The organism is Priestia sp. D3YE.R1 (genome assembly GCF_049199565.1).
GTDB classification, from domain to species: Bacteria; Bacillota; Bacilli; order Bacillales; family Bacillaceae_H; genus Priestia; species Priestia aryabhattai.
Window position 1 is genome coordinate 153,841 of the sequence record NZ_JBLTHW010000005.1, and the last position, 13,356, is coordinate 167,196.

At 32.4% G+C, this 13,356-nt stretch carries 14 protein-coding genes; 5 read left to right on the forward strand and 9 right to left on the reverse strand.

Annotated elements, in window-relative coordinates; genetic code table 11:
• Nucleotides 1–95: 95 nt before the first annotated feature.
• Both ACOZIR_RS24120 and ACOZIR_RS24125 read right to left on the reverse strand, forming a co-directional pair.
• Nucleotides 96–881 carry a YibE/F family protein gene (locus ACOZIR_RS24120; protein WP_421535970.1) on the reverse strand — a complete coding sequence of 262 codons (786 nt, stop codon included), beginning with the start codon at nucleotides 879–881 and terminating at the stop codon, nucleotides 96–98.
• Nucleotides 878–2,014, reverse strand: a complete 1,137-nt coding sequence (locus ACOZIR_RS24125; RefSeq protein WP_421536000.1) for a YibE/F family protein — start codon at nucleotides 2,012–2,014, stop codon at nucleotides 878–880. Before ACOZIR_RS24125 ends, ACOZIR_RS24120 begins: the two co-directional genes overlap by 4 nt.
• A gap of 162 nt (nucleotides 2,015–2,176) precedes the next feature.
• Here ACOZIR_RS24125 and ACOZIR_RS24130 point away from each other — a divergent pair, with 162 nt between their 5' ends.
• Nucleotides 2,177–2,377, forward strand: coding sequence for a hypothetical protein (locus tag ACOZIR_RS24130; protein WP_421535971.1), 201 nt, complete (start codon nucleotides 2,177–2,179; stop codon nucleotides 2,375–2,377).
• A 361-nt stretch (nucleotides 2,378–2,738) separates the two neighbouring features.
• On the opposite strand, the gene ACOZIR_RS24135 is transcribed toward ACOZIR_RS24130, so the two are convergent.
• Nucleotides 2,739–3,050 (reverse strand): hypothetical protein, encoded by a 312-nt coding sequence (locus ACOZIR_RS24135; RefSeq protein ID WP_016763738.1) that lies wholly within the window; start codon nucleotides 3,048–3,050, stop codon nucleotides 2,739–2,741.
• 326 nt (nucleotides 3,051–3,376) lie between these two features.
• Here ACOZIR_RS24135 and ACOZIR_RS24140 point away from each other — a divergent pair, with 326 nt between their 5' ends.
• Together ACOZIR_RS24140 and ACOZIR_RS24145 are read left to right on the forward strand one after the other, a co-directional pair.
• Nucleotides 3,377–4,468: a YsnF/AvaK domain-containing protein gene (locus ACOZIR_RS24140; RefSeq protein ID WP_421535972.1), complete on the forward strand. Its 1,092-nt coding sequence runs from the start codon at nucleotides 3,377–3,379 to the stop codon at nucleotides 4,466–4,468.
• A gap of 288 nt (nucleotides 4,469–4,756) precedes the next feature.
• Nucleotides 4,757–4,927 carry a hypothetical protein gene (locus ACOZIR_RS24145; RefSeq protein ID WP_221816182.1) on the forward strand — a complete coding sequence of 57 codons (171 nt, stop codon included), beginning with the start codon at nucleotides 4,757–4,759 and terminating at the stop codon, nucleotides 4,925–4,927.
• A 299-nt stretch (nucleotides 4,928–5,226) separates the two neighbouring features.
• Here ACOZIR_RS24145 and ACOZIR_RS24150 read toward each other — a convergent pair whose 3' ends face one another.
• Together ACOZIR_RS24150 and ACOZIR_RS24155 are read right to left on the reverse strand one after the other, a co-directional pair.
• Nucleotides 5,227–5,454, reverse strand: a complete 228-nt coding sequence (locus ACOZIR_RS24150; RefSeq protein ID WP_421535973.1) for a hypothetical protein — start codon at nucleotides 5,452–5,454, stop codon at nucleotides 5,227–5,229.
• Between the two features lie 633 nt (nucleotides 5,455–6,087).
• The gene (locus ACOZIR_RS24155; RefSeq protein ID WP_071277280.1) at nucleotides 6,088–7,662 is read right to left on the reverse strand and encodes a hypothetical protein; all 1,575 of its coding nucleotides are present in this window, start codon (nucleotides 7,660–7,662) and stop codon (nucleotides 6,088–6,090) included.
• Between the two features lie 637 nt (nucleotides 7,663–8,299).
• On the opposite strand from ACOZIR_RS24155, the gene ACOZIR_RS24160 reads away from it, so the two are divergent.
• Nucleotides 8,300–8,620 (forward strand): hypothetical protein, encoded by a 321-nt coding sequence (locus ACOZIR_RS24160; RefSeq protein ID WP_071277279.1) that lies wholly within the window; start codon nucleotides 8,300–8,302, stop codon nucleotides 8,618–8,620.
• A 91-nt stretch (nucleotides 8,621–8,711) separates the two neighbouring features.
• On the opposite strand, the gene ACOZIR_RS24165 is transcribed toward ACOZIR_RS24160, so the two are convergent.
• Entirely contained in the window at nucleotides 8,712–9,860 is a 1,149-nt protein-coding gene (locus ACOZIR_RS24165) for a tyrosine-type recombinase/integrase (protein WP_421535974.1), read from the reverse strand.
• A 479-nt stretch (nucleotides 9,861–10,339) separates the two neighbouring features.
• On the opposite strand from ACOZIR_RS24165, the gene ACOZIR_RS24170 reads away from it, so the two are divergent.
• On the forward strand, nucleotides 10,340–11,311 hold the full coding sequence (locus ACOZIR_RS24170; RefSeq protein WP_421535975.1) for a helix-turn-helix domain-containing protein: 972 nt from the start codon (nucleotides 10,340–10,342) through the stop codon (nucleotides 11,309–11,311).
• Nucleotides 11,312–11,361: 50 nt separating this feature from the next.
• Here ACOZIR_RS24170 and ACOZIR_RS24175 read toward each other — a convergent pair whose 3' ends face one another.
• The 3 genes from ACOZIR_RS24175 to ACOZIR_RS24185 form a co-directional block, all read right to left on the reverse strand.
• Complete coding sequence (locus tag ACOZIR_RS24175; protein WP_421535976.1) at nucleotides 11,362–11,916, reverse strand: hypothetical protein; 555 nt, start codon at nucleotides 11,914–11,916, stop codon at nucleotides 11,362–11,364.
• Nucleotides 11,917–12,094: 178 nt separating this feature from the next.
• Nucleotides 12,095–12,664 carry a hypothetical protein gene (locus ACOZIR_RS24180; RefSeq protein WP_221816165.1) on the reverse strand — a complete coding sequence of 190 codons (570 nt, stop codon included), beginning with the start codon at nucleotides 12,662–12,664 and terminating at the stop codon, nucleotides 12,095–12,097.
• A 320-nt stretch (nucleotides 12,665–12,984) separates the two neighbouring features.
• The gene (locus ACOZIR_RS24185; RefSeq protein WP_243495699.1) at nucleotides 12,985–13,167 is read right to left on the reverse strand and encodes an aspartyl-phosphate phosphatase Spo0E family protein; all 183 of its coding nucleotides are present in this window, start codon (nucleotides 13,165–13,167) and stop codon (nucleotides 12,985–12,987) included.
• Nucleotides 13,168–13,356 lie beyond the last annotated feature (189 nt).

Consider the following 13,356-nt stretch of genomic DNA (forward strand, 5'->3'; position numbering starts at 1 on the left):
CGCTTATTAAAGTTTTAGATGGAAGGTTCAATCGGTTAATAATATGAGTAAAACCCTCTTCGTATCATTCGAAGAGGGTTTTTTGTTTCTTCTATTTAGTTCTCCTTACTTTCTTTCAATGCTTTTTCTCTCGCTTTCACAGAAAAATAGGTATTGATCCAAGCTGTAATCGGAATAATGAGAGCTACTCCAATCCCCGCGAAGAAAATGGTCATCATTTCCGCACCAAAGATTTTGGAGTTCACGATCGCGCCGATGGAATAATGTAAATCCTTAAACCAGATGAGAAGTGCGAGATAGCCTCCAAAAAAGGCAAAGAACAGCGTGTTCGTATCAGTGCCAAGAATATCCTTTCCGATCCTCATTCCCGACAAGAATAAGTCTTTTCTGCTGATTGAAGGGTGATGCTTCATTGTTTCGCCCATTGATGAAGTGATTGATATGGCAACCTCTGTAATCGCACCGATTGTACTGATGATCATGACAGAAGCTCCTATTTTAACGTAATCAATGCCTACAAAAAGGGAGAAGACAGCAAGCTCTTCAGTCTCTTCTTCACCGTATCCTTGAATCATAGATACGTTCACAATCACCTCAATTAATACAATCAAAAGAACAATCGTGACAATTGTAGAAAGAAAAGCAGTTGCTGTTTTTTGATCTACGTTATTAATGAAAAAGAGATTAATACAACTAATGTTTGCACATGAAATTAAAGTGATGATGACTGGATTCATTTGCGGGCCGAGCATAAGAAAAATGGTAAACATAAGCACACCAAAGTTCAAAAACAAGGATATAAAAGAGCGCATTCCTCTATATCCGCCAATTAAAATCATTAAAGCAAGTAGGATCAGTGACAGGATGACTAATGCATTCATATTCTTTTCCTCTTTTGGTTAATAAAATAGATAGATGTGTACACGGCGATTGGGATGGTTAGCATAATGCCAATTCCTCCTGCCAGTGCACGTGCAATTTCTAAAGAAAGGTTCATGGAAAGGGTAAACCCTAATGGTGAAGCATTCTTTAAATACAGAATCATGGACGGAATGGATCCCGCCGCATAAACAAAAAACAAGATGTTGGTTAATGCGCCCATGACGTCTCTCCCAATGTCCATTCCTGATTTTCGAAGTGCCGTTAAGCTTATCTTTTCATTCTTTTCATAAAGCTCAAAGAGGGAAGAGGAAATGGTGATTGAAACATCCATGACCGCCCCTAATGACCCAATCAACAAGCCAGCCATAAAGACAATTTCATACGGACGAGTCAAAAATTGCATTCCTTCATATCTTAATCCGTTTCCATCTGTAAAATGGACTACGGCATACGTAACTCCTAACGTTAGGAAGATGCCCAGCAGTGTGGATGTGATCGAAGCGTACGTCATTTCATTTACACCATTGAGGAGCAGCAACGAAATAACTGTAAACAAGATGACCAATATACTGCAGATGAAAACTAAGCTTTTGTATGAACTGATCACGTAAATATCCAATGCGAAGGACATCAGAGCAGCATTAACCACCAAGCTAATCAAGGCAAGGAATCCTCGTTTCTTACCGACAAAAAGGAGCGTGAAGATGAAAAGCCATCCGACAAGCAGAACGTACTTGTCTCGCTTGGCATTCTTAATGGATCCGGTTAAGTGCTTTTCTTTTGAAGGCTTATCAATTGTAACGAAGATTTCATTACCGGGTTTATACTTTTGATCATAAGCGCCAGATGAGGAGTATTCATTTTCTAAATGAATAACTTTCCCTTTGTCTTTGCCGTTTTTTATTTCGGCTTTGATACTTTGTTTATAGATTTGGTCCTTATTGTTATGCTGGTCGGTCACTTTCTCTTTACTTTGCAAATGGGTGCTCAACACTTCAGCTATCGGCTGCTTGTAGAATGAGCTATTATGATTCACAAAAATGATGGAGAGGATAAAACAAAACACGATAAGGGAATAAACCACCCATTGTTTTCTAGACATCTTTTTCAATTTATTAATGATCATTTTAATCTCGAATTCCTCCGTTCGGAAGGAGTCTGTTCTATACTCATCAGAATTGTTATAGCTTATATTTACTTAGTGAAAAAAGAGAGAACAATGCATTGTATCATGGATAAAGGATTGAAACAAAATTTCCTAAGGTTGATAGCTTAAAAAAAGGAGAAAATACATATGAAAAAAGGTAAGGCACTTGCCCTAGTATCTGCTTTTGGATTATTAATTACGGGAGGAGTAGCTGAGGCATCTACTACATATGAGTCATATTCTAAAAAGGTTCCTGTATTTAATGGTAGTGCGTATACAACAGGGTACCAAGGGATGACTGGTTACGACACCACATCGGAAACTATCGATAAAACACAGTTAAACTAAAAAAGAGAAGGTTTTTAACCTTCTCTTTTTCTATATCATCTATGTTTAAATACTCTTTTTCATCCCTCATTCTCGACATTCACGTAAGAATATGCCACCCTTTACAGAACTTTTGAAGTAAGATGAATTGCAGTTGTTACATCTGCCACTCAACTTATCCAGAAATGCAGCATAGTCATAAACTTTATCAAGGATGATTTTTTGCTACTCTTTCTCTTCTATAAAGTAAAAAAGCAGGCCTTGAGTAGTTAAAGAACTGCTTTTTTACTTTATTCTATAACAAAGCTAACTCTGTCTTCTTCGTTCTCATGTGAAAAAAATTTCAAATCTGTATAGCAGAAAGGAATTTGTAGAAAAGCTGTTAGGATTTATTTCCTTTAAATATGATCTTTCTTTTCTCCTGTTTAATTCGTTTTAACCGTAGTTCTATCTTTTTATCTAACGCTCTATACAGTATTTCGCTAGTTGCACATATCAAAAATAAGATTAGAGTAATAATTGCAGCCTTTGGTACATGAAAATAGAAACAAAGTACGACTACAAGTAGGGACATAGCGTAAATAGAGTTGGTTACCCATCTTCTACTTCTATGAGCTTCTAGGTTTCTCTCAAGTAATTCTTTTTGCCCTTCTTCTTTTTTTGTATCTTTTAAATGATGGTATGTAGAATTCATCGCTTTTTCTCCCCCATAAAAACTAATGGTAAATTATCTCTGTATTAAGTATCCTATATGTTTCAATTGAGGAAAAATATGAGGTTTTTCCTTTTTCATATTATATACGAACAAACGTTCTTTTTCAATAAAAACTCTAAAGTTTTCCCGAATATGGATATTGCCTCTACTTCATCTTTCTACATTTTATAATTTAGGGGTCATTTACATAGTCATCCTTATTAAGTTTTAAATAGAAATACCCTGGGTACATGATATACACAATAAGGATGGAATTAAATGTGAAAAGAAGTTTTTGTTTAATTAAAATTTAAGGGGATGGGAAAATGGGAACGAGAAAACGAGTTGCAGGGACTTTTCATTCGGAGCAAGAAGCGATACATGCGATTAAGGGGTTAAAACATCAAGGGTATCGTGAAACAGACATATTAGTAGTAGCAAAGGATAGCAATAATACTTTACAGTTAGGGACTGAGACGAATGTAATGATAGAAGCTGGAACACCAGCTGTAAGTTCGTTGGCAGGTGTGATGATGGACAGCTTTCTTACCATGATGACAGGTGGAATGATTTCTACTACCCAAGCTGGTGGCCTAACTTCAAAACTTGTTAGAATGGGGATTCAAAACTTTACTGCAAAACAGTGTGAAATGGATGTAAAGGAAGGGAAAATCCTTGTCCTAATTGATGTGGATGAAACTCAAACAATTCCTTCATATACTACGGTTAGGGAGTCTCCATACGAGACAGAGGGGCATAGGTCAGTGCTACTTCGTGAAGAGCAACTTAATGTAAGGAAAGAGCGAGTTCGGACTGGGGAAATACAACTTCGTAAGGAAATTGTAGAAGAACTACGAACTATCCAGGTTCCAGTTATGCGTGAGGAAGTCTACGTAGAACGCCGCCCGGTCATAGACGGTCAGTATGATGGTAGCCCATTGACAGAGAACGAGATCATTCGTATTCCTATTATGGAGGAGCGAGTTGAAGTAACCAAGAGGCCTGTAGTTGTGGAAGAAGTCATCATTGATAAGCGTAAAATTCAAGAGATTAAAGAGATGAAGGATACTGTTCTAAAGGAAGAAGCAAAAATTGAACAATCAGAACTCCCCGCGATTCCTGAACTTGCTGACTCTGAAATCTATCAAAACATGGATAATCACGTAGATCAAAGTTACCAAGAAGTTGCAGCTGCAATTGCTTCTGATGCTTCAAAAGAGGAAAAAGTTAAACTTTCAGCCGATAAGAAACAAGAAGCTCAACTTAAAGTGACAACTTCTCCTGTTATCAAAGAGATTGAAGAGGTCACAGCCTCAGTAAACAATCAGAAACCAGAAAGTCATGTTGAAGACACGGATATTACTACTTCTGAAAAAGGGAAGAATAATGAGAAATCAACAAACAAGCAAAAGAAATAAGTATATCTCCTCTATGGTTTATAGCAAAGAGAATAATTAGGGATATTTAAGGAAGGGCTGCCTAGCTGTATTGGCAGCTTTTTTTATTTTTCTTTAAATTAACATAAGTAATGTTTTTAAAATCAAAAAGAATTAAAATAACCCATCAAAATGAGCATAAACAGGTAATAAAATAAAAGTCCTGGAGATTATATCAAATTTCAACAGGTATTCTCACTAAATTCTAGAAATATTACTTATCAAAATAACTTAAAAATATTTCCAAATTTGATAAAAGAAGGTGATTGGATGGAGCGAAAGAAATTTATTGAATACATTGATAAGTTACTAGAACGATCTGATGCGTGGAGAAAGGATGCGGAGAAAAGAGAAGACTGGAACAGTGCGTGTTTTTACCAAGGTGAGGTCAAAGCTTATGAGAGAGTAAAGAGATTGGTTAATCAGCAGTTACATGTATAAATAAAAATTACAAACCTAACTCAGAAATGAGTAGGGTTTGCCTTATTTCTTTTTCTAGTTTACATAAGATAAATTATAGGAAGCAATTTATTTTATGTAAAAGGGGCACTTATAGTACGTTTGACTTTCCTTAACTTAGTGTTGTATTGGTTAAGTCTTTGCCTTATTTCTTATATAAATGATCAAACTTTATTTTAAATAAACAGCCACTTGTTTTTTCTGATAATCTATTAGGGAAATACGTTAAATTCCTTTTAAAATCGATTACGATAGTAGAATTTGACATACTTTGATATAGCTTACTTAATAGCTTCAAGCGCCTGTTTCAAATAATCCATTTCAGAGATTATATCATCTATCTGTAGGTTTAACTGATTTACTTTATCAAGAGTATGCTGTGCATCTAATAAATTAATTTCTAACATTAAGCGATTTGCTTCATTCTCAAGGTCTAATTTTTTCACAAATAATTTCTCATGATTTTTTATAATTTCGTATTTTAGATTCTTTACATTGTTTTCTTTCATACTTTCACCGAACTGTTATAAATTATCATAAATGTGAAATTCATAAATTTTTATCCCTTTGAAAAGCTTAATACGTTCTTCTAAGAAATCTAAAGAAAAAATAAGACTTATTTTAAAATCGCAGAGACTTTTGATTCCCAATGGTACTCAGCATCAACCCGATGTTTGACTGCATTCTCCCTTGGTGGGAGTCATACTTTTTCAATTTGCACGTTTCATTATTAAAAAGAAGCCATTATTAAATACTAATGGCTTCTTTTTTTATTAGAATGTCAATTTAGCATAAAGGTTGCTTTGTGTTTTATTGTAGACAAAAGTTAGCAATAATCTATTTGAAACCTAGAATTACTAGGAATTGAAAGATAGTAAGATGAAAATAAATTTACTCAATTATTCTCCTCTAGAAGAAATAGCTTCTTTATAACAGTTACAACTTTTCTTTTTAATATGTTTAAATGACCCGAAAGGTCATCATTTTAATCAAAAAAAATAAAACCGTAGCGTTTGCTCACGTTCCCAGTTGTTTACAAGTGCTGAGTCTCAATTTTACAAGCTAACTATTCAAGTCATATTACTTTCATTATTTACAATAATTCCTGTTTTTTCAAATAGGTCTGTATCAATCTGCCTTGATTATTTGGTAGCAAAAAAGACTGACAAACAAAAGAATGCTATAGTTAGGAAAGAATAATAATAGATCACATTTTTTCTTGTTTTGTTCTTTTTAAACAGTACCAATGAAGGCCTTATTAATCCAATTATCAAAGCGAATATACTAAATAAGATACCATTGATTCCTACGTTCATTAACCCATGAAATGTAGATGCTGGTAAAACAAGGCGTAATATTATTAAAAGGACCAGAGTATAAATGATTGAAGCTAAAAACTTTTTCCATTTTTTTTTAGAACGATAACCGGGAAGTTTATATTTCTCTGAATTGTCTTTTTCTATAGAAATACAAGATGTTAATTTTCTAGACTGATTTTCTAAAGTTTTGACCATCTTTTTTCGATTTTGTTCTTTTAAATCTTGGATATAAAGATCAATCAGTTGCTTAATATTGATAATCTCATATGCATAAGGATCTTCTATTTGAGTTTTTTCGATATCTATGAGTAAACCTATTGCCTCTAGAATGTTCTTATCTCCTCCCATTTTATGTAATACTTCAGCCAAGACAAATCTAACAAAATTATCGTTTGGTATACTTACCAAACTTTTTCTTAAGCATCTTTCAGCCTTTAGAAGATTGGGGTTCTTACTCTTTAAAAAAACTACCCCTGCTAAGATGTCATTATCAAATAATGTTAGTCCATCTTCATCATCTAATTGGTTTCCTATCCTGATTTTGCTGAAATCTTCTTCAGCAAAGTAAGTTATTACGAAATTCAAATCTTTCCCCTCATATATTTGTTCTTTATATTCAACGAGTAACGAGAAGATTCTATCAAACAACAAGAATATCGTTACAAATAAAAAAAGTAGATTTACAGGATCATCAAACAAAGTAGATTGATTTTTAATAATATAAGAGATTGAAATTGGAACAAATAACAAAAATAAGACAAAACGTTTTGCCCTTATATTATCTTTACTAAAGTTAGAATAGGTGAATAAAATAACAAAAAAAGCTGCCCAAAATAACATTATTCCTAATATGTTATTAAAGAAAAAACTAATTGGTACTATAAATAAAGTTATTGAAGAAGCTATAACTGAAAATATAGCCCCTCCAAACAACAAGGAAAGTTTGAATTGTAAATTTGTAAACACTAAACGAATTATACTATTAGCTATAGCCAAAAGTCGTATCAATCTAAAGTCTTTATTTCTATAATTAAATATTGAAATGGTTATGGAAATAACCACAACTAGAATTAGTAATATAAATAAGTTCTTATACTGAATTGTTGAAAACATTAGGGGATTAATATCAAGTTGAACTACTTCTAAGTTGATGGACCCAATGATAATCTTAATAACACTCGAAATTAACATATAGATAGATGGTAAAAGCGAAATAACTATAAACAATAAAGCAGCTAGAATATACGATAAAAATATTAATGAAAGTAAGTCAACGACATAGCTACCATACTTTCTTAAGTAATTATTATTTGAACTGTTTAATTTAATTTCAAATTCATTTAATTGAATTAAATAGTAATCAATTATTTTGGGTATAAAAAGGATAAGGTTAGACATTTTTCATTCCCCTACTAAAAATAATTATTTCAAATAACCATTGTTACAATAACAAGGAAATTTAAAAGCTTATATAATCTTTTTATATTAAATTATATTTACAATAATTTAATATCTTCTAGTATTTGTTGCTACCTCCATCATCTCAAAATATGTTCCAAAATTATACTTTTGATTTATTTTGTACGAGTATTTAACAATAATTCTATACGCCCTCCCAAAAATCAGTAAATAATCTTATTAAAAGCAATCTCTAAAATTGACTACTTTCAATAAAAAAGAAATAAATGGAACCAAACGAGATAATTATATGACTGTGCCTCCTACATTTCAATTGTATTTTTTAATATCTCTTAATTTCCTTTAATAAGGGAAACTAAAAGATATTTATATATTATGGAGACTAGGAAGTAGATCTATTTACTTTAATCATGTCAATCTACTAAAATTCACGAAATAGAACATCCCGTTACTATTTACCTCCATTTTGTCATTCAAACCTACATATGACATGACTTTTTTACCTTTATGAGGGAGAATATTCAAATTAATTTATATTGACAGATGGCAAAATTAATTTTGCTATAATAAAAGAGAATCAGTAGCAATAACATGGCAATCGAGGAGGTGAGCGAGTATGAGTCTACGAGAAGAACTACTGGCGCAGAAATATGAAGAAAGAACCAAGCCGAGAGGATTCGTATACTTCAAAGACGCTGACGGCCAAGTGGTTGCTAAGACTTGTCGTGAATGCCGTGAATTAAAACACGCAAACAATTATCATTATAAAAGTGATGGATTTGGTCAACTTGGGCCATACTGCAGAACTTGCGTTTCTGAGCGCGACCGGAATTATTACGTTAAAAATAGAGAGCGAGTAAAACGAGTTAAAAACGCTTATTACCATAGAAAAAAGTCTGAACAGCTCTCTATTAACTTATTTGGGAATATTGAGTAGTATTATGGCGACCAGCAAGGTCGCTTTTTTGTTTACATACTAAAGAAGCCCTCTCATTATTCACTCCTAGAACCTTTTTCCTGTATCTTAGTTAAAAATCTTGTTCCTTCCACATTAGTCCAATTTCTTGTTCACGCTGCAAAACCTTCTCCAGATAACGTTCGGTGGTCTTACGATCACTGTGACCTAGTTCTTTTTGAATTAAAAAGATATCGGCTCCCTGCTGCCTACTATAAATGGCATAAAAATGACGAAAATAATGAGGCGTAACCCTGTCATTCCGTTCTTTTATAAAAGGTAATTCCGTTCGTTCAATGATACGAACAATATAATTACTTAAGTTTTTATATTGATAATAGTCTCCATCTTTAGTTGGAAATAATGGACTTTGATCACTTGAATTTAATGCTGTACTGACATGACGTCGTTCTCGAAAAGCAAGAATGCGTTCATATAGCGATGGATGAAGTAACTTATCAAATTTCTTTCCACCCTTCCCTACTCCTCTTAGTCGATAATGACCACTTAAACTGTCTAGATATACATCTCCCCACGAAGCTTTAGCTATTTCCTGTACACGCAATCCTGTCATCGCCAACATCGTTAACAATCCATGATTAATAGGATGGTCTTTGTAGTGGTCTAGAAGCTGTTTGACTTCATGGTAATACAAATCTCGATTAGGAATTTCTTGCTCAGATAGTGACGTGCTTAAGATTTCTTTGTGTAATGGATGCTGAATATACTTCGTTTCATGTAGCCATTTCATGAAACTTTTTAAAATCGTCATTTTTACGTCTAAAGTTGCAGGTGAATAGGGTTTTCCACCCTTTCCTAACAATGCAGTGCTTAAATAACTCTGATAATTCCGTATATGCCAAGGACGTAGATTTTTAAAAATAGTTTCTTCTATATAATTGTCTATATCTTGGCGTAGGAACGATTCACTTTCTAACGCATACTGATAAAACTGCAGCAGTATCCGTACATATTCCGTTTTTGTATTTTCTTTTCGTTCTCGGTCCTTTCGAATATGCTTTCGTTGGTGGACATAGTAGTACATCATTTCTTCATCCGTAAAATCACTGAACATCTCTTCGTTTTTTCGCTGGTGATGCTCATTTCTTTCTTCTAAGGCGTGATAATACGTATTATCCAGCATCAATGAAATGATTTTATTGAAATCCCCTTTTCTTTCTCTTACTTCTGTTCCTATATGTACTAATGAGAAATCTCGCATAAAACCTCTCCTTTTGCAAAATATGTCTTCTTATTTATATCTCTTCCTTGTGTTAATATATATTCTTCACTATGTAAGGATCAATTTTGTATTTATATGTATATAGATAATAAAAAACGTTTAAAACGCAATAATAGTTTTACTAACAATAATTAAATTACTAAAGATCTTAATTAAACATCTAATTTCTTTATAATCAAATATACATTTAAAATTATTTATTATAGTTATTACTTATTAATTGTAACTTATTTAAAAATAAAAGTATAAACTTACTTTTTATAAATATAGTTTATCATTTATATAATTTGTAGAAAAATCTCCTATTTGTCATCATCTAAAGTAAATAGTAAAACATAAAATTATATAAGTTAGTTTTACCATTTACATATCAGGTAAGAAAACTTTCGATATATAACTATATATAAATATGATATAATTAATTATTAGATAAAAGAAAAAGAATAGGAGTGTATGTCATGATTGATAATCCTACTAAAATTATTACCATTGAAGATGTGATGGAGATGTTATCTATTTCATCAAAGAAAACGATTTATACATATATTCAACAAGGAAAATTGAATCCTATTAATAAAGATGACTGGCATATTGAAGGACGTTATGAATTTGATATCGAAGATGTCGTTAGTTTACAAGAAGAGTTAAAGAAGCCTGGGCTTACGACAAAAGAGGTAGCGAAGCAACTGGATATCTCAGTCACAACAGTCAATAAGTATATTAAACAAGAACTGTTACCTGCGTTCCAAGAAGAATACCGGGGAATTAATTGCTATTTTGTGAATAAAGAAGATTTAGAAACGTTTAAGCGTACGCATGAAGTTGGCCGTAAACCTAGTAAGCGTCATTTTTATCATACCGAACAAAATATTGCACTATTTCAGCTTTTTGTAAAGAGAGATGAAATAAAAGAGCAATCTGCCCGTATCATATCGGTAGAAGATCCCATTATGGCAGTGACAGAACAACATGAAGAGGTAACAGTAGAAGAATTACTTGATCGAGGCTTTGAAGCAGCCTACGAGATTGAATCGAAAAAAACAATTACGAAAGAAGGCTATGCCATATTTGCCTTTAAGCAAACAGCCTATGCGAAATCACAACTTTATAAGCTCATGGATTTATTCTATCAGTACCTAAGCCCAACCAACATGAGAATTACCCCACAAGAAGAGAAAGAGCAATTTATTGTTGAAATCAAACCTGTATTGTTGACAGAATCAGCACAAGAAATTGTTGAATTATTAGAGTCAGTTCTTGTCTCAGGGAAGATTAACAAACGCAGCCGTGGGATTTATATTGATAGTGACTTAGAAGTTATACGTGTGAAATTAACAAGTGATTTGAAGAAAGAATTGCAGCAAAAAGCCAAGGAATTAGGTAAAAGGAATGTGGAAGAATTGTTATTATACGCTGCACAAAAATTATGAATTAGAACAAGAAGAGACGCCTAATAAAAGTGTCTCTTCTTATTTAAATATTAGTCTAGATTATCAAGTTTCCAATGTGTATCAACAAATGGATCAATTTTACTGTCCATATATAAGTACATATTATTTAAATCTTTTGGTGGTTTTTCCATCATAAACGACACATCGAAAGTTAGAGAATAACCAGCAGGAACGGTTTTAAATTTGTCTTCGTACATAGGCATAGCTTGACCTTTATACATTTTTCCTATCTTCTCATCTTTAACAGAGTACTTTATCTCTGAAAGGTCAATTGTTTTTCCATCTTCTCGAACATTATTAATTGTAACTCGGGCCGTAATGTACCCCATTTTATCGACTTTTTCATATTTGGCACTTTCAACTGTGGATCCATAATATCCACCCTTTGCACCTTCACCATATATTAAAATTCCTTTTTCCATTCGTTCTTGTTCAGACATTTCTTTTGATTTCTTTTGCTCAGTAGATGCCTCTACTTTATGTTGAGTAGTTTCTTGCTTTGTTTTTGAACTTTCTTCACTACAAGCTGCCATTAAGCTTGTAAATATAAATGCTGTACATGTTACCTTTATTAAAGATTTCATAGAACTCCCTTTCTTTACCTTAAAATTAAAACATATGGATAATTTTACATTAAAAGGTACTGATGAAGGAAGTGGCTCTACCAAATTTGTTTTTTCTCGTAATGTTTATTATGCTAAATAATAGTCAACGTAGAACACGTCATAGGCAGTAATAGATAAAAGCTTTCTAAAAAGGGCTTTATCTTCGAATATACAATCCTGATGTATGAGCTATATTTTCTAATCTTGTCATAGTTTGATTATCCTTACAAAAGACAGGTAATGACATATCATAATTACCTATTATCACTGTAGAGATTGAAGGAAAGAAGAAGTTCGAGAAACTACTTGTATCTAGTGAGAGTCTAAATAAAAATTCCAAAACTCTACTATCATCAGTTCGAATAAATTCTCCTTTTATGACTTGTTTTAATAATAAAATATAGCGATATTCTTCCATCGAAAGAGTTCTTTTATAAGAAGTTAAACTACTGTGAAAAATATCTGCGCAATGCACATATACCTGCTGTTTACCGCAGAGTTCAAAAATTTTATGAAAACAATTTATATAATTAATTTCATCAAGTTTATTTTGATATTTATTAGTTAACAGTTCTTCTGCTTCCTCTTCAGTTAAGATTCGAGTAAATCGATCTAGAGCTCCTTTTACGAAGAACTTGTCTATAAGTTGAATATCCTGAAAATAAATATCCCCATATAATCGTTTTAGAGAGGAGACTTCATTCTCCATTAAAGTAACTATCTTCAAGCTTTTATCCCTCTTCCTTCATACATTTCTCAATATTATCTCATATATACGCTATACAAAGTTAGTTACCAATATGTAGTTTATCACCACATAAGCTACATAGAACTTCTTATCAACCTATATGATATAATCAACAAAAATAGGAAGTTAGAAAGGGGTAAGCCTATTGTTTGGAGGAATTATATTTGGTCTTATTATAGTATTAATTATATCCTTCGCTATGGCTAAAACGATAAAAGATACCCGAAAAGATTATGATAAAAAGACGCCTTAATTACTAATATCCAAGTGTATTATACTTTCTTCGTAAAAATTAAGAACTAATCAGTCATAGAGGTCTCTTCTAATTGGTTTAGCAGTTGATCAACGAATTGACTGATTACAATGGTATTCTTACTGGTGAAGCCTTCTTCTAAACCAACTTGAATCATGAGTTCTCTTCCTGCCTCTATATCTACAAGTAAAGCTTTTATTAAAGAATCGTTCTTTATATATACTTGCACTTATCTAATCACCTATTTCTCTAATTTGCTACTTTTTATTTAACACTAACTATATTTTGTCTTTCTAACAATATTTTTTTCTGTAAAATTCAATTAAAAGCTCGGAATCCCCTTTTTAGGGTTTGAATGGCTCATTTTTTATATCTAATGCGTGTTACAATACGTTTTGTAGATGCAAATAGAAATTCC